Origin of the sequence: Allorhodopirellula solitaria (assembly GCF_007859855.1) — a bacterium.
In the GTDB taxonomy this organism is placed as follows: domain Bacteria; phylum Planctomycetota; class Planctomycetia; order Pirellulales; family Pirellulaceae; genus Rhodopirellula; species Rhodopirellula solitaria.
Genome location: NZ_SJPK01000005.1, coordinates 230,679 through 247,406 on the forward strand (window position 1 = coordinate 230,679; position 16,728 = coordinate 247,406).

Sequence of the window (16,728 nt, forward strand, 5' to 3'; positions counted from 1 at the left end):
GTGAAAAAGCGACGATGGAAAACATCGTCCGCGCCGAGACCGCCAAGTATTTCGCCGAGGAGACGATCAAGTCCGGACCGAACAACTTCCGTCACGAGCGCGATGGTATCCAGCTCGACAATCAGACGATCATCCGCTCGAACTTTGACCTGATCTACTCCTATGCCGTCTTCGACGCGAGCACGGGACTCGAGATCACGGTGCCCGATTACGACCTTTACCACTCGGTCCAGGTCTTCGACGGCAATCACGTCACGCTCGAGGTGGTCTATCCGGGCAAGACCAAGACGATCGGCCATGATCAGCTGACCTACGGCGACCACGTGTATCTCTTCATGCGCACCCAGCCACCGTCGACCGACGCGGCTGGCATGAAAAAGCTCCACGAGCGTCAGGATTCCGTGGTGATCAAGGCCGGCTCGGCGAAGCCTTACGTTCCACCGGTACAATACGACGTCGATTCCTTCAACAAGCTGCGCAACGACCTGATTGCCCGCGCGCCGAAAGAGGACGTCGTCTATAAAGGCTTCGTCGAGAGCCTCGACGCCATCATCGAGCCCTACTACCAGATGACCAATCTCGCCGGTTGGGGCGGTCTGCCAGCTCGCCACGCCTACTACTTCGTCGTCGCCCCAGCCGATGACGCTGCGAGGAAGGGCGGAGCCTCCAGCATCACCTTCGAGGCACCGCCGCTGCAGTACAAACGCGCGGGCTATTGGTCGCTCACCGTTTACTCCGCTGAGGGCTGGGTGAAGACCGACCCGTTCAAGTTGAGTTCGCTGGAGGCAAAGCCGAATGAAGACGGCAGTTACACGTTGAATTTCAATGGCCCCGAGGGATCGATCAACAACATCAAAGCCCCGCAGAACTGGAATGCTCTGTTCCGCTGCTACCTGCCCAACTCACTCGACGACATCGTCGCATTCCAGAAGGATGTTGACGAGAACCACCAGGTGCTGTCGACGAAATAGTTTTCTTCGTGTGCGTCGCCCAGAGAACCAACGCCAGGGTGGCTTTGCGCCGCAAAAGATGCAGGGCTTCGAGTCCGACGATCGAAAGAATGTTCTCCGATTCTCCGGCGCAACATTCGTTGAAAGAGCGGTCCACCTAGGAGTGTCGTGGAAAATTCAGCTTGTTGGATTTTGGAAGTATTGACCAGCATCAAATGATCTATTAACAAAATCGATATCCTCCGAGACTCGCGTTCCATGTTCGCGCCCGAGTCTCGGGTGACGTCGATTGTATTACTGCATGATTTGTTAGCAATTCCTCAGGGCCGAGCCAAGTGTCCTGAGTCCCGTGAGGGACGGCAGCACCCTGCCGGGGACGCTAGTCCCCGGAACACGGGAGAACAACGAGGCAAAGTCCCGAAGGGAGGACAGCGAAACCGAAATGAACGTGCTATCTTGCCGCTGCTGTCGCCCCTGCCGGGCAACGCTGTGAAGCATTTGCAACTCGTTCCCAGGCTCTCGCCTGGGAACGCACTGCACCGCAGGCTCCGCCTGCTGACATGATCGGGAGGCGGAGCCTCCAAGGCATTGTGTTCCCAGGCGGGAGCCTGGGAACAAGTTTCCCCGTGTTTTACGGCAAAAAAATGCTTCACAGCGTTACCTGCCGGGGCTGAGTCGGAAACTGCAGGCTGGACCGGGGACTGACGTCCCCGGCAGAGTGCTGCCGTCCCTATCGGGACTATACACAATTGCTGGTAAACCCATGCCGACATGCACCGGACAAGCCCGGTGGAAAAGCTGCAGTAATAAAATCGACGTCCCTCGCGGTCGAAAGTAGATGGCATTGGGCTGGCGTCCCCAGCAGAGTGCCGCCGTCCCTATCGGGACTCTCCACAATTGCTAACAATCCAGCGTCACCGTCCCCTCGCTTCACTCGACCCTCCGGGAGGAAGAGTGAATGAAAACACGCCACGCACGGTCTCTGTGTTCCAAACCAACACCACTCCGTGCCTTGACATCCGGTATCATGTATGGACGGTCCCTCTGAGAAATCCTATAACCCGAACGGGTCGATGATCGATGCCTGAGTGATCCCGTCCACCCGGTTACCGAGAGACAAGGGATCCTCTTCGATCTCGAGTGAACCAAACTACCTTGCAACCTGTGAAAGCCATGAAAACGATATCGCCCTACCTCACTGGCCTGGCGGCCTGCTGTTTGGCACTCCTGTCTCTATCCGCTTCTGCTGAGGAATGGCCGGACCGGACCTCCTTGCCGATCCCACTGTCTCCCTTTGAAGGCGAAATCGGCGAGAACTACCAAGAATCGAAAATGGACTGGCAGGATCCAGTCGCTGCGCCGGAGGGGGCGCCCAACGTGGTCGTCATCATGCTCGACGACGTCGGGTTCGGCCAGACCGGCACCTTCGGTGGCCAGATCCCAACCCCGGCACTCGACAAACTCGCGGGCGAGGGATTGAAGTACACGCGTTTCCACACCACGGCGATCTGTGGTCCAACCCGTGCCGCTCTGCTGACCGGGCGCAATCACCATGTCGCTGGCAATGGGTTCCTGATGGAATGGGCGACGGGCTTCCCGAGCTACTCGACCATGATCCAGCAACAGACCGCTACGATCGGCCGGGTGCTCAAGGGCAATGGCTACACCACGTGGTGGTATGGGAAGAACCACAACACGCCCGATTGGGAGACCACCGTGGCGGGCCCCTTTGACCGTTGGCCGACCGGGCTGGGGTTCGATTATTTCTATGGCTTCAATGCCGGGGAAACCGACCAATACTATCCAGTGCTCTTTGAGAACACGACGCCGGTCGAGCCCGACAAGACTCCCGAGGAAGGTTATCACCTGCTCACGGACATGGCTGATCGGGCGATCTCGCGGATGAAGTTCTCCGAGTCGGTCGCACCCGAGAAGCCGTTCTTCATGTACTTCGCGCCCGGCGCGATGCATGCCCCGCACCAGGCCCCCGCCGAGTGGCGAGAACCCTTCAAGGGTGCCTTCGACGAGGGCTGGGACGTTTACCGCGAAGCGATCTTTGAACGCCAATTGGAAAGCGGTCTGCTGCCCAAGGAGACGAAGCTGACACCGCGGCCCGAGTGGGTGCCTGCCTGGGACACGCTCGATGATACCCAGAAGAAGGTTTATGCCGTGTTGATGGAAAACTACGCAGCCTACATGTCGTTCACCGATCACGAGGTCGGCCGCTTGCTCGCCGCAATCAAAGAACTACCCGATGCTGACAATACGATGGTGCTCTACATCATCGGCGACAACGGTGCCTCCTCCGAAGGTGGCCCCAACGGAACCTTCAACGAAATGGCCTCGCTCAACGGCGTGCAAACCCCGTTGGAGGACCTCGTTCCGCTGCTCGACACCGTCGGCCAACCTGGCTCCGAGCCGCACTACCCCATGGGCTGGGCCTGGGCCGGCAACGCGCCCTTCCAGTGGGTCAAACAGGTCGCTTCGCACCTCGGCGGAACGCGCAATCCGATGGTCGTGAGCTGGCCCGCGAAGATCCAGCATGACGACAAGCCGCGTGAGGCATTCCTGCATGTGATCGACGTGTTCCCAACCGTGCTCGAGGCCGCTGGCCTGCCGATGCCGGAATCCGTCGACGGTGTCGAGCAGAAACCGCTCGAGGGAGCCTCCTTCCTGGCCAGTTTCACCGACCCAACCTTCGAGGGCCGGAAGTCGCAATACTTCGAAATTCTCAGCAACCGCTCGTTGTACGAAGACGGTTGGAAGGCGAATGCTCAGCACACACTGCCATGGCGTCAGGATCTCGCTCCAGGGAATTGGGATGAGGACCAATGGGAGCTCTACTACCTACCCGATGATTTCTCCGAAGCGGTGAATCTGGCCGCTGAGAACCCCGAGAAGCTAGCGGAGCTGAAGGCAAAATTCGCTGAGGCCATGAAAGAGTTCGACGTGCAGCCACTCGACGATCGCGGTGCTGGCCGCCTCTCGGTTCCCAAGCCCAATGTTCCCGGCGGTGATCCGGAAGGAAAGGTCTTCACCTACCACGAAGGTGCCATCCGCATTCCCGAGAATGCCGCACCCTCGATGAAGAATCAATCGTGGACGCTGACTGCCAAGGTGAAGGCCGAGGGAGACAAGACCAGCGGTACCATCATGGGCTATGGTGGACTCGCCGCTGGCCTTTCCCTCTACCTCGAGAGAGGCGTGCCGGTGTTCGTCTACAATTACTTCGGCGACTATACGAAACTCAAGGGCTCCGCTCCCATCGACGGCGAAGCCACGCTGGTCGTTGATTTCGCCTATGACGGCGGCGACAAACCGGGCGCTGGCGGTACGGTCACCTTCACTCAAGACGGAAAACATCTCGCCCAGGAGAAGTTGGAGGCCACCGTCCCCGGTCGCTTCGGCACCGATACCTTCGGCGTCGGAGAGGACACCGGCCAGCCCGTGACCCACGACTACCAGCCGCCCAACAAGTTCACCGGTGAGATCGAACGAGTGACTGTTGAATTGAAATGATTCGGAACGCTGGAATATCCAGCGTCATCGTGGACGAGGCGATGAATTGCCTGTCGTCCACGAGCTAGCTGCCCCATGTGCTCGTCACACGGGGCAGCAACGCTATGAGATTAGTTCCTCGCGCATCTTAGTGGCCGAATTCCAGGAGGTTGGATTTTTCAGTCACTTTCTCCTGCGTCCATTGATGCCAAAACAAAGGGTTCATCAGATGCTATTGTGGGATTCGCTGCGGTGAGCCAAGTGTGCGGGATTTTCTAGGATCGCGGTAGGGACGGCTGTTGCCATCCGCCCCCCGCACAGATCCGTACGTGAGCCTTGACTCATACGGCTCCTCCGTTGGGTCAAACGATCGCGACACATTGTGTCGCTACCTGTCGTGATTTCCCGTGACGGTCCAATTGATATTTGGTCCGGTACAGAGTCCGGAGCATCGACGCCAATTCGGCAATACTTCCCTTCAGTGAGGTCCCTTTCCTCGACGGACTCCGCCACTGCCGTCGCAGCTTTGTTCACCCGCGTCGACGGTACTACGGACCTATCTGCCATGCTTCAATGAACACTGGGCAGCTCAATTAGCTGGCCTACGCTTCCCCCTGCACGGACGTTTAGAACGCTCGCGTTACCGCATTCGTCCCTCCGTCGGAGGCCAAAGTGATTGGCTAGACCTTCTTCGCAAGAAACTTTCATTCTCTATTGCGAACCGGTTTTATCCCGGCACTCCATGGCTCTCGTATCCAAGGATTTATTTGTGGGATGTGATTATCAATGTTAGACTGGCACTGCCGGGAGAAACGGAGCTGTGCTCTGCGCACGTTTCCGTCGGATGAACCCGGAAATAGCGGTATGAAGAACCCGCGGCTAGCGCCGAATGGCACTTACTTTGGACCCATTTGGGGCATTGCTCGGTTGGTAACCCGATGCGTCAGCGAGGAAAATGCAGTGATTTGCGTGGTCAATTGATGATCCTCGCTCACGCGTCGGGTTACCAAGACCGCTTTGCAGTCTCAAGTAAGTGCCATTCGGCTAGCGCCGTCGGCTCACTACGTCCACGCCATTCGAGCTCGGCTCCGTTTCTCCCGGCGGCTCCAAGCTAACTTTCACTATCACCTCCGACAAATCAATCATCGGATAATGGAGCCATGCCTTCAAAACCTCCAACGCACCCTTCCGCCGGATGAGCCCGTTTGGCGTCCATTCAAAACACCATAAGAGTTCGGTCTCCGCCGCCTCGCGTGACGACGTGACAACGATGCCCGCAGGCACTCGCTTCGTTTAGCACACTCTATTCTGTGTCGCTACCGCTGATGGAAGCATAGAATGCAGCCAGAGCTCGTCGCTCTGACTTGTCCAGTTTGTTCGCGATGGGGTGCATGATGGATGCGTTGTCGCTACCGCCGCGATTTCCTTGAGCGATCAACTCAAGTTGCCGTTGGAGATACCGTGCCGGTTGACCAGCCAGCCTGGGGTACTCATCGCTCGGCGCGTTCTCGCCAGGACCATGGCAATCGATGCACGACGGAATCTTCGCCGCCTGGTCACCATGATGGGCGAGTACGCGACCTCTTTCAATCAATCCTTCGTCTCGCGAATCTGTCGGTGGTGAAGTATCCCGAGGCTGCTCAGCAAAGTAGCTCGCCATCTTGTCGATCTGTTGGCTCGTGAGGCGGTGAGCAATCGGCATCATCACGCCGCTATATCGGTTGCCATCCCGAAAGGATTGCAAGGAACGTTTCAAGTAGACACGTGATTGCGACGCGAGAACAGGCACCCGATCATTTGTCGGCTTGCTGCCTGTGGTCCCGTGACATGCGGCACACAACGACTGTACTTGGCGATCGATTGGCGTTTCGGCCGCGTGTATTCCTACGCCGTCGCCCTGAGTGAAATCAAGATACTGACCGGCATCCAGATGCGGCAGCGCACGCAGGAACGCGACGACAGGCCAAATTTCCTCATTGCGTTTCTGTGTCGGCCAGGCAGGCATGCCAGCGAACTTGATACCGTGTTGGATGATGTAAAACAATTCGGCGTCGTCCCACGATCCGGCTGCCTCGGACAACTCCGGCGGATGGGGCGTCATTTGTGCGGCAACCGGTGGCTGGGAGAATCCGGGCGCACCGTGACACCAGCGACAATTGCTGTCGAACGTCGCCGCACCGAGCCGGATCATTCCGGGCTCATCCAGTGGAGGAACCTCGATGCGACTGCTATGCAAGCCAACAGAACGATTGCTGGCGAAGTCCAGAATCCACCGCGTGATAGGCCAGTGCCCGCTGCTCGCTTTGATCGGCACAATCCCCGAGACCAGGACGATGACGCCAAGAATGCCGAGGCCGGTAAGTAAGATCGCCAGTTCTTTCAGTCGTCGCTTCATTGGATTACTTTGTCGAAGTTCGAGTGGGAACGACAGGATGCAGTCTCATCGGCTCTGGCCACGCCGGACGATTGAGCAGGCTTGATCCCAATGTGCGGGAAGACTTCGCCACGGACCAAATCCTTCGTCAGCCAGAGACCGCCGGCCAGGTAGGCGATCCCACCGACCACTAACATCACCGCGCCGCCGAGATGCTGGTCCGTTAACGGCGAAAGCCCTGAACCCGCGTGGTGATGCTGATATAGCAAACGGGGTGACAAAGCGAGCAAGGCGCCCAGGAAAGTCATGTGCATCGAAGTCAACAGCAAACCAATCACTCCCGAACCAGCTCTCGCAAGACTCCGGGGATGGCTGCCTCCGAACGCAGACAGCCATACCCACATCCCAGCGGCTAAGAACATCCCCTGTTCAACGACCAATCCCAACGCGTCATGGCGTGCCCAGTGATGCAATCCCGGCGCGTGCCACGCCCAGACGATCAGCAGCTCGCCTACCGAAGCTGGGATTGGCGAGAACAAAGCCGGGAATCTTAAAACCGGATCGTATCGGAGCCCCGCCATGGCAAGAGCGAGGAGCGGTGCGACGATGGCAACAATCAACATGTGTAGTGACATGTGTGCTGCAAACGAACTTTCGGCCCAGCGTGGCAGCGGCCCCAACCACCCCAAGCCAAGCAGCAACCAACCGAGATTCCAACTTGCCAAACGCATCAGTGACAAGTCTCCATCAGCACGAAGACGAGAGCGGTGTAGAGGGTGGCGATACCGCTCAGTATCGCCAGCAGCAGCGCGGCGAATCCAAGAAATCGCTGTTCATCGTCAACCGTGTCGTCGTCATGAGGCAACGTCGCATCTCCCCTGCGGTGCAAACGCAAACTTCTCACGCCAAAAAACGTAATCAACGACAGGGCGACAATAGTGAAAACGGCAACAGCGATCCGGACCGGCAAGGCATCACCCTCTGGGGAAGCAAACTTGGCGCAGTAGATTGCCGTGGTCAGATAGCTTGCCAGAAAATGCCCTGCCCAGCAGAGTGGCGAGAAGGTCAACCACCATAATTTGATCTTCATAACAGTCACGACACCAATGGAAACAAAGCAATCGTCAGTCCCGTGATGCCAGCTGTCAGCATCATGAAATGCCAATAAAGCGTCACGTTGACGATGTCGGCATTGAATCGATGTGTCATCTTTCCCGCCGCCCGGCGAGCCACAGCGTACAGTTGCATCACGGCTCCCAACGCGAGATGAATCACTGTCCACAAAACCAAAACGCAAACTGATGCTTGGTAGACATGTTCGGTGGGGTCCATATTGTGCAGCCATGGACCAGCGATCAGTGCACCGGCAGCTGCGAACGTCATCAGCACCGACGTCAATGTGCTGACGTAGAAGAGACTGCCGTTTTTGCGAGAGTTGAGTTTTCGCGAGAGCAGCATCAACCCCCAAGCAGCCAATGCACAGAACACGGATACCAATGGCCAGAGAACTCCAGGTCCCTCGACATCTTTGGGTGGAAAGTCCTCGTGCACCGTCCAATAGAAGAAATAACCGAATACCAACGACATGAACGCAGTCATGTCACCGAGCATCGTTATGAACATGGCCCACCATCCGACCGCTGCGGGCCCCGAGACGTAGGTCGGGAGCGTCAAACCCAAGCCAACATTTTTCTCGGTCTTCTCGGGGATGATCGCGGTGCCGGTCCAGAGCCAAGCCAGGATCGTGAAGAAGGCGAGGACACCGCTGACACCGGCCATGATGTACCAATGAAACGTGCCAAAGATAAACACGCCCCCCGTGAAGGCAGCCGCCCACATCGGTAGGAATGTCGGCCCAGGCACTCGCAAACACTGGATGGGTGTGGCTTCGACAGTCGATGTCACCAGCGTTTCACGCAAACCCTCTTCCGCGTCCGGAAGGTAGAAATTCCCTTCGTCCACATCGCGAACAAAGTTCTCTTGGTCCCAAAGTGGATAACGCGACTCGACAATTGGAATGCTGCGAACGCCCCAAGGCTGGTCGGGCACCTCAGCCAACCATTCCAAGGTTCCCGCATTCCAGACGTTTCGTGGGGCGGTCGGTTGCCCGCCCTTGGGACGCAACAGATCCCATAGGAACACAACGAATCCACCAGCCAAGACAAAAGCCCCCACCGACGAGATCAGATTCAGATTGTCGAATCCCATCCCCGCTGGATACGTATAGACACGCCGAGGCATTCCAATCATGCCCGTAATGTGCATCGGAAAGAAGCTGACATTGAAACCGATCATCATCAACCAGAACGCGATCGTTCCGAGCCGCTCGGAAAGCTGTTTGCCGGTGATCAGCGGGTAGAAGTAATAGAAACCGGCGACGATCGGAAAGATGGTGCCCCCGACCAAGACGTAGTGCAGGTGACCGACGATGAAGTAGGTGTCATGAGCCTGATAGTCAAACGGTGCGATGGCCACCATCACGCCAGTCAAGCCGCCAATGATGAAGGTTGCGAGTCCGGCAAGCACAAAAAGCAAACACACCGACCTCGTGACCCGGCCGACGAGCAGAGTGGCGATGAAGCAAAATATCTGTATTCCAGTCGGAATCGCAACGGCCTGAGAGGCCGCTGAAAATATTCCGATCGTGATCCCAGGCAGTCCGGTTGTGAACATATGGTGCACCCACAAACCGAAGCTGAGAAAACCAGTCCCGACCGCCGCCAAGACAATCCAGCCGTATCCCACCATCGGCGTGCGAGCAAAAGTCGGCACGATCATCGCCACCAAAGCGATCGACGGCAGAAACACGATGTAAACTTCCGGATGCCCAAAGATCCAAAACAAATGTTGCCACAACATCGGATCGCCGCCACGCGACGCATCGAAAAACGGCCAGTCCAGGGCCCGTTCCAATTCCATCAGGAGGTCGCCAGCGATCAACGGCGGGAAGGCGAACAGGATCATCACCGCGACGACCAAGATATACCAAGCATAGAGGGGAATCAGGTTCAGCCGCATTCCCGGCGGGCGACACTTCAGCACGCCGACAATCAACTCCACTGCCGCAGCGATGGATGCGATTTCGATGAACGACAAACCCAACAACCAGATATCAGCTCCCACACCGGTTTGATACTGAGTCGTCATCGGTGGGTACATGAACCATCCACCCCGCGGCCCGGCACCGAAGAACAGAGATCCGCATACGAAGACCCCGCCAATCAAGAACGCCCAGAATCCGTACGCCGACAAACGCGGAAACGGCAAGTCTCGCGCCCCCATCATCTCGGGCAGCAACAGAATCGAGATCGCTTCGAGAATCGGTACAGCGAACAGAAACATCATCACGCTGCCGTGCATCGTGAAGACCTGGTTGTACTGGTCCGCCGTCAAGAAGTCGTTCTCGGGGAAGGCGAGTTGGATTCGCATGACCAGCGCCAGCAAGCCACCGAACAGCAGAAACCCGAATGCGGTAATGGTGTACCACAAACCAATCTTCGAGTTGTTGACGGCGGACCAGTATCGCCAGCCTTTCGGCGTCCGCCAGGCTTTGAGCAAACGCTCGGCAGATTCATTCACTGCAACGCCCCTAAGTATCGAACCAACGTATCCACTTCCTCACCGCTGAGCGATTCAAACGCAGGCATTTCAACACCGGGTTTCACGCCGTGTGTATCGACGAGCCACCGGGCCAGATTCTGCGGCGTGTTGTCCAGCACGCCCGCGGCAATGGACAATCGCGAACCAAAATGAGTGAGGTCAGGACCGACCATCCCGTCGGCCGACGTGCCTCGAATGGTGTGACAGGCAGAACAGCCTCGGGACAAAAACATTGCTTCCCCCTCGGCCATCTCCGAACTGCTCTTGCTGGCCTGGGACTGCGTTTCGAGCCACTCGTCGAATGCGTTCTGATCGGTGACGACGACTCGAAACCGCATCTGCGCATGAGCCTCCCCACAGAACTCAGCACACACACCGTGAAAAACTCCTTCGCGGGTCGGATGAAGTTTCAACCGATTGGTGCGTCCCGGGACCATGTCGATCTTCCCTCCGAGCGAGGGAATCCAAAATGAATGGATCACGTCTTCACTGGTCAGCTTGAACTCAACCGGCTGATCGACCGGCAAGTAGATCTCGTTCGCTGTGACAATGCGTCCGCCCGATGGATCGAGATAGTTCACCCGCCACCACCAACGAACGCCAGCGACTTCGATTGTGGTGCTTCCTTTCGGCGCCGGTTCCTGCAGCTCCGGCAACATCGCCAAACCGTAACTCAGCAGCGCAGTCAAGGTGATCGTCGGAATGACGGCGCCGCCACCGATCACCAACCAATGCGTCATTCGCACCGGGTGCGCACGCCGCGACATCACCGCATAAACCGCCAAACCGATCACCACGATCCAGATCACGATCGCCCCACCTGTCATCCAGTAAAAGAGCTCGGCGATTCGCTCAGCACCCTTTCCCGCAAAATCAAGTGCTGACTGTGACGCCGAAATGTTCATTGGTTGACTATCGTTCACAGTGGGCGTTGAGGGACTCGCAGGCCGAGCATCTGGTCCAGTTGATCCAAGAGCGAACAATTCTCAGCTTTTATCAACATCGTTTGCCGTGGGAGCAAACGCTGTGCCACGCGCCACACGCCGAGTAGCACGGCCTGCCGCATCGAGGCAGAAGGCGGGTTGCCGGCCCAGTGGCATTCGCATTGCAGAGGATAGCTCATGACAACGCCCCGGCGGGGCAGTCCTATGAAAGGGGCTTTCAGACACCGCCACCTCGCGTCTGCTAAAAAACTGCCCGAATTGATAACTCCCTCGGAGATTTCACGATGCCCCAACACCCATCACAGCGAACCGACAGTCCGCTCGATGCTCTGCGTTCTTCCCACCTCTATGAAGACTGTAGCGATACCCCCGAGGTGATCGAGACGCATATCTCCTACCTGTTTTTGACTGACGAGCATGTCTATAAGCTGAAGAAACAGGTCGACTTTGGTTTTCTCGACTACTCCACTGTCGATAAGCGTCACGCCGCGTGCCTGAATGAAATCAAGATCAATCGTCAACTCGCTCCCGATGTCTATCTCGAGGTCACGGCGATCGGACGCGATGATGGGGGGAATTGGCGACTTGGCCAGGACATCGAGGCCGAGGATTGGTTGGTGAAAATGTCGCGACTGCCGAGCGACCGCTGTCTGGAAACGATGGTCGAGGCAGAAAATTGGCAGGATAGCCATCTCGATGCCATCGTCGATCGGCTCGCGGCGTTCTATCAGTCGCTCGAACCCGTTAACGATGCACCGCAAAAACACTTTGAACATGTCGTTGACAATCAAGAAGAACTGCAAAAGTCCGAGCATGAGCTGGATGCCGATTTGGTCCGACGAGTTCACGCTGCTCAGCGACAGTACTTGTTTCTCAATCAAGAGGTGTTCCACCAACGGCGTGCTGAGGACCGAGTCGTTGAGGGACACGGAGATTTGCGTGTCGACCATATCTACGTCACGGATCCACCAGTCGTTATCGATGGCATCGAGTTCAGCCGTGAACTGAGGATTGTGGATATTGCCGACGAGCTCAGTTTCTTCGCGATGACGTGCGAGATTCTCGATGCACCGGAGGTCGGCAAGCGGGTTCTACGCGGCGTGCTCGATGCCATGGACGATCAACCGGATGAGTCTTTGCTGCATTTCTTCCATTGCTACCGCGCGTGCGTCCGCGGAAAGGTCCAGGCCCTACGGGCCACCATTGCTACCGGCAATCGAGAACGAAACACGCAGCAACGGGCCGAGACGTACTTGCTGGTCGCCGACCGCCATGCGGGCCGGATCCATCAACCGGTCGCCGTGATCGTACGCGGACTCAGTGGGACGGGAAAGACAACGCTGGCTACCTCGTTAGCCACAGCTCTCGGTGCCACCCACTTGTCCACCGATCGAATTCGCAGCCAATCCGACGACGCCGCGAACTACAGCGAAGCGGATCGGCTCGCGGTCTACCGATCGCTGCAAGCTCGTGCCATCGAGAAATGCCAAGACGGCCAGTCTGTCGTACTCGACGGCACATTCTTGACGGCTCCACAGATGCAATTAGCGGCTGATGCATGCCAATCTGCCTGTGTGAAGTTTGCATTCGTTACCTGTACCTGCTCTGACGACCTGGCGCTAAAACGTATCCGGGAGCGGCAAGCGGACGGCGAGAGCGAATCGGAGGCGGATCAAGCTGTATTCCACCAACAACTCGATCAGGTCGAATCGGTACCCTCTCCATGGCCGCAGCTAGAAATTGATACGACGTCGGACACCGAAAGCCAACTCGCCAGCCTGCGGACAAACCTGCCAAAATTCCTGCAGTCAACAGATCGATAGCTCAACGCACGAGCCAACCCCGAATGGGGCCGAAGATCATTCACCTTGCTTCGCTCGGTTCGACCTTCCCCCGATTTCGGAGACTGCTGAAATACGAGCTCGACGCGCAAGCGAGGGTTTACCTGCCTCCACTCGCTAGCTATCCGGGCTTGTATTGCGGTGAAAAAAACGGAGCAGCGACTGTTTCAGCAGTCTCCTTCGTCGGGGGAGGGCTCAGTCACGGTTTCAAAGCAATAGATGCGTTTTCCTAGTGCTCGGCTCCCATCCGCGAGGCGCCTGCGTCACGCAGTGCCTCGGCGACTGCACGATACTGAGTCGCGGGGACCTCTTGGCCGACGTCGGCGTGCTGATAGAGGAACTTGGCGAGCAGTTCTCGCTCGACAACGGCAATGCGGCTTTGAAATGCCGTACGGCAGATCTGCTGACCGAGCAATCCAGCCCCCTTCGCGACCATAACCGGAGAAGCCATGGTGGCGGGGTCGTAACGTATCGCGATCGCGAGCTCATGCGGAGTCTTGATGATGACATCGGCAGCCCGTACCTCGTTGGTGACCTGATCAACGGCTAGCTGCCGCGACACCTCTCGGCGACGATCGGTGACCTTCGGGCCGCCCTCAAGCTCTTTCATCTCATCACGCAGCTCCTGATCCGTCATCATCAAGTCCTGTTCCAGCTGCCACTTTTGAAACATCCACTCGAGCAGCGCCAGCAGGAACAATGCCGATGCAATCCACAAGCACACGCCGAGCAATGTGTGGAACATGGCGGAGGCGATTTGCGGTACCGACATACTCGCCATGCCAACCACTCGGTTCTGGTGTGCCTGCAGGGCATAGTAGGCGACAGCGATGATCGCACCGACTTTGACGGTACTAAAGAGCAATCGCATGAGCCCCCGGATCGAGAAGATTCGCTGTGCACCCGAGAGCGGGCTGATGTTGCTGAACTTCGGCATCAGTTTGTCGGGCGAAAGAATCAGGCCGACCTGCGAGACATTGATTGCGACTGCTCCGACCAGCATCAGCAATAGTATCGGGGTGGTCGCCAGACCGACCTGTCCCGCTAACCGCAGCAGCTCGTGAGTCGCGTCTTGCGCGGAATAAGCTTCTAAGCGTGTGTGAGAGAATGCAGACTTCATCCCATGAACGAGGATCGAGGCCGATTGCCCACCGAAATAATAGATCGCGCCGATCGCCGCCAGCAACAGGGAGGCTGACGTCAGGTCCTGGCTCTTGGCTACCTGGCCCTGTTCGCGAGCCTGTTTCCGTTTCCGGTCGGTTGCTATGTGCTTCTTTTCGCCGTCGGACATCGCCTAGCCACCCTCCACCCAAACCGAGGATAAACGCTCGACGTTGGCGGCCAGATCGTCTTGAAAGATCCAAGCAACCGAGCCGATCGTCAGCGATGTCACCACCAACAGCGCCAGGGCGTTCACGCTCAGTCCAACCGCCAAGACGTTGATCTGGGGCATCGTGCGGCTGATCAGTCCCGTCACCAAATTGCTCAGGAGCAGAGCCGCCACGATCGGAGCTGAGACACGCACACCCGATGCAAGCGCTCCGCTCATGCAGTCGATCACCGCTTGCAGCATGGTTTCGTGGAAAACCACATTGCCGGGAGGCATCTTGTCAAAACTCTCCAGGAGCAGGCTCAGCATCATGCGGTGTCCACCACTGAGCAACATCACCGCCGTGACCAGCATCCCCACCATCTTCGCTAACGCTGGCATGCTACTCTGAGTGGCTTCGTCCATCGACTCACCTAACTGCATGCCACCGGTACCCGTGATCACTTCTCCGGCAAGCTGAATGCCGGTAATCACGATCTGCACCGTCGCCCCGATCAGCATGCCGATCATTGCCTCTTGGGCGACCACGATGGCCAATTCGACCAAATGATCGAAATCAGGCAGGCTCTGCATGGCTGGCCGCTCGGCAATGGTCGGTAACAAGAGCCCCGTCATCGTCAGCGCTAACATCACGCGGACCCGGCGTGGGATCCCCACTCCGATCGCAGGCATCGCCATCAACATCGCACTCAAACGGGTGAGCACCAGCACAGCGACGACCATGTGCTCGACCAGCCACTCGACCAGGACATCCATGCCTAAAGTCCGCCGGCGGTTTCAAAGACGCTCCGGGTGAACTCGATCATCCGAGTCATGAGCCAAGGCATGCAAGCGACCAATACCGCCGCCATCGCTAAGAGCTTCGGAACAAAGGAAACCGTTTGATCCTGAATCTGCGTGAGCGCTTGAACGAGCCCGATGACCAGCCCCGCAGCCATGCCAACAAGCAGCAAGGGCGCCGCCAAAACAACAGCGGTCAGCAACGTTTCACGAATCAGATCAACAGCCGAAGATGGTTCGAGCATATCACGCAGGGTTCAGAGACAAGAGATAAAACACAACGAAGGACAAGTCTAAAAAGGGCCCGCCTCTGCTCAGGAAAGACGCCTGGCAGAAAACGAAGAGCTAAAACGTCCCGAAGCTGTTCATGAGCATTTCAACGACCAGACGCCAGCCATCAACGAGGACGAAAAGCAGCAGTTTGAAGGGGAGCGAAATCACTGCCGGTGGGAGCATCAACATGCCCATCGAAATCGTGACACTGGCGACGACGAGGTCCACGATCAAGAACGGCAAGTAAATCTGGAAGCCCATCAAAAATGCTGTCTTGAGTTCGCTCAGAATGAACGCGGGCAGAAGCACGCGCATCGGCACATCCGAAAATGTGCTCGGCAGCGGCGCGTCGGCATCCATGTAACTGTAAAACAAGTGCACATCATCGTGATTGCCAGCGGTGTCGATCTGCCGAGACATGAACTCACGAACGGGGATCGAGCCAGCCTCGTAGGCGTCGACCAATGACATGTCGATCTCGGGATCGGTGTAAGGTGCGACGGCGTCATCGTAAACGCGGGTCCAAACCGGGGTCATGACAAATAGTGTCATGAACAAGGCGACGCTCGTCATGACTTGTGTGGGAGGCAGCGACTGCAGCCCGATGGCTTGTCGCAGCAACCCCAGGACGACGATGATCCGCACGTAACAGGTGGTCATCAGCAACACCGCAGGTGCGAGCGAGAGCACCGCTAACAACAACATCGATTGCAGGCTGCCGGAAAGCCCTTCAGGGCTGGTCCAGTTTTCAGGGCCGCCATGGAGAAAATCCAACGGTCCGTGGTTCAGCTCAGAGCTTGCTCGATCGGAACTCTCACTAACCGAATCCACCCGATCCGAGCCTCCGCCGGCTGAAAGATTCGCTTCGCTCAGCAGTGACGACGCGATTCGGTCTCCCGCACCGACGCGAACGGGCGCAGGTACTTCCACTCGTGCAACTGCAAAGCGTTGCGACTGAGTCACCGTGGATTCTGCCCACGATGCGACTGGCATCAGGCCCATCGCAATCCACAGCGTAGCGGCGCCGAGGGCGAGAATGCGGCAGGCGGGAGCGATGAACACGGAGCGGATACCGTCGAGAGAGGACGCTGAATCAAGCGAAGTTCTCGAACTTTAGGAAAATTTGACCTTTTGGCGA

General features: G+C 57.4%; 13 protein-coding genes. 3 read left to right on the forward strand and 10 right to left on the reverse strand.

Going from position 1 to position 16,728, the window contains the following annotated elements; all coding sequences use genetic code 11:
* The first annotated feature begins 14 nt into the window (after positions 1-14).
* Both CA85_RS12150 and CA85_RS12155 read left to right on the forward strand, forming a co-directional pair.
* On the forward strand, positions 15-971 hold the full coding sequence (locus CA85_RS12150; RefSeq protein ID WP_186774900.1) for a DUF1254 domain-containing protein: 957 nt from the start codon (positions 15-17) through the stop codon (positions 969-971).
* A gap of 1,152 nt (positions 972-2,123) precedes the next feature.
* Positions 2,124-4,469, forward strand: a complete 2,346-nt coding sequence (locus CA85_RS12155; protein ID WP_146391602.1) for an arylsulfatase — start codon at positions 2,124-2,126, stop codon at positions 4,467-4,469.
* Between the two features lie 1,282 nt (positions 4,470-5,751).
* Here CA85_RS12155 and CA85_RS12160 read toward each other — a convergent pair.
* From CA85_RS12160 to CA85_RS12185, 6 genes are read right to left on the reverse strand one after another with little or no spacing between them, the layout of a single operon-like run.
* Positions 5,752-6,843, reverse strand: a complete 1,092-nt coding sequence (locus CA85_RS12160; protein WP_146391603.1) for a c-type cytochrome — start codon at positions 6,841-6,843, stop codon at positions 5,752-5,754.
* Entirely contained in the window at positions 6,840-7,553 is a 714-nt protein-coding gene (locus tag CA85_RS12165; RefSeq protein WP_246112732.1) for a cytochrome c oxidase assembly protein, read from the reverse strand. The genes CA85_RS12160 and CA85_RS12165 overlap by 4 nt, the downstream gene beginning before the upstream one ends.
* A complete protein-coding gene (locus tag CA85_RS12170) occupies positions 7,553-7,912 on the reverse strand; it encodes a transmembrane prediction (protein WP_146391605.1) in 360 nt (119 codons plus the stop codon). Before CA85_RS12170 ends, CA85_RS12165 begins: the two co-directional genes overlap by 1 nt.
* Before the next feature lie 5 nt (positions 7,913-7,917).
* Entirely contained in the window at positions 7,918-10,401 is a 2,484-nt protein-coding gene (gene ctaD / locus CA85_RS12175) for a cytochrome c oxidase subunit I (protein WP_146391606.1), read from the reverse strand.
* On the reverse strand, positions 10,398-11,327 hold the full coding sequence (gene coxB / locus CA85_RS12180) for a cytochrome c oxidase subunit II (RefSeq protein WP_146391607.1): 930 nt from the start codon (positions 11,325-11,327) through the stop codon (positions 10,398-10,400). The genes ctaD and coxB overlap by 4 nt, the downstream gene beginning before the upstream one ends.
* 14 nt (positions 11,328-11,341) lie before the next feature.
* The gene (locus CA85_RS12185) at positions 11,342-11,545 is read right to left on the reverse strand and encodes a hypothetical protein (protein ID WP_146391608.1); all 204 of its coding nucleotides are present in this window, start codon (positions 11,543-11,545) and stop codon (positions 11,342-11,344) included.
* A gap of 105 nt (positions 11,546-11,650) precedes the next feature.
* Here CA85_RS12185 and CA85_RS12190 point away from each other — a divergent pair, with 105 nt between their 5' ends.
* A complete protein-coding gene (locus tag CA85_RS12190; protein ID WP_146391609.1) occupies positions 11,651-13,189 on the forward strand; it encodes a bifunctional aminoglycoside phosphotransferase/ATP-binding protein in 1,539 nt (512 codons plus the stop codon).
* Positions 13,190-13,436: 247 nt separating this feature from the next.
* Here the strand turns inward: CA85_RS12190 and CA85_RS12195 are convergent, their stop codons facing one another.
* From CA85_RS12195 to fliP, 4 genes are all read right to left on the reverse strand, one after another.
* Positions 13,437-14,498 carry an EscU/YscU/HrcU family type III secretion system export apparatus switch protein gene (locus tag CA85_RS12195; protein WP_146391610.1) on the reverse strand — a complete coding sequence of 354 codons (1,062 nt, stop codon included), beginning with the start codon at positions 14,496-14,498 and terminating at the stop codon, positions 13,437-13,439.
* A gap of 3 nt (positions 14,499-14,501) precedes the next feature.
* Entirely contained in the window at positions 14,502-15,293 is a 792-nt protein-coding gene (locus CA85_RS12200; RefSeq protein ID WP_146391611.1) for a flagellar biosynthetic protein FliR, read from the reverse strand.
* A gap of 2 nt (positions 15,294-15,295) precedes the next feature.
* The gene (locus tag CA85_RS12205) at positions 15,296-15,562 is read right to left on the reverse strand and encodes a flagellar biosynthetic protein FliQ (protein ID WP_146391612.1); all 267 of its coding nucleotides are present in this window, start codon (positions 15,560-15,562) and stop codon (positions 15,296-15,298) included.
* 100 nt (positions 15,563-15,662) lie between these two features.
* Complete coding sequence (gene fliP, locus CA85_RS12210) at positions 15,663-16,652, reverse strand: flagellar type III secretion system pore protein FliP (protein ID WP_246112733.1); 990 nt, start codon at positions 16,650-16,652, stop codon at positions 15,663-15,665.
* Between the last annotated feature and the right edge of the window lie 76 nt (positions 16,653-16,728).

Coding starts and splice junctions, on each gene's coding strand:
- CA85_RS12150 (WP_186774900.1), top strand. CDS start 15: ATGGAAAACATCGTCCGCGCCGAGACCGCCAAGTATTTCGCCGAGGAG.
- CA85_RS12155 (WP_146391602.1), top strand. CDS start 2,124: ATGAAAACGATATCGCCCTACCTCACTGGCCTGGCGGCCTGCTGTTTG.
- CA85_RS12160 (WP_146391603.1), bottom strand. CDS start 6,843: ATGAAGCGACGACTGAAAGAACTGGCGATCTTACTTACCGGCCTCGGC.
- CA85_RS12165 (WP_246112732.1), bottom strand. CDS start 7,553: ATGCGTTTGGCAAGTTGGAATCTCGGTTGGTTGCTGCTTGGCTTGGGG.
- CA85_RS12170 (WP_146391605.1), bottom strand. CDS start 7,912: ATGAAGATCAAATTATGGTGGTTGACCTTCTCGCCACTCTGCTGGGCA.
- coxB (WP_146391607.1), bottom strand. CDS start 11,327: ATGAACATTTCGGCGTCACAGTCAGCACTTGATTTTGCGGGAAAGGGT.
- CA85_RS12185 (WP_146391608.1), bottom strand. CDS start 11,545: ATGAGCTATCCTCTGCAATGCGAATGCCACTGGGCCGGCAACCCGCCT.
- CA85_RS12190 (WP_146391609.1), top strand. CDS start 11,651: ATGCCCCAACACCCATCACAGCGAACCGACAGTCCGCTCGATGCTCTG.
- CA85_RS12195 (WP_146391610.1), bottom strand. CDS start 14,498: ATGTCCGACGGCGAAAAGAAGCACATAGCAACCGACCGGAAACGGAAA.
- CA85_RS12200 (WP_146391611.1), bottom strand. CDS start 15,293: ATGGATGTCCTGGTCGAGTGGCTGGTCGAGCACATGGTCGTCGCTGTG.
- CA85_RS12205 (WP_146391612.1), bottom strand. CDS start 15,562: ATGCTCGAACCATCTTCGGCTGTTGATCTGATTCGTGAAACGTTGCTG.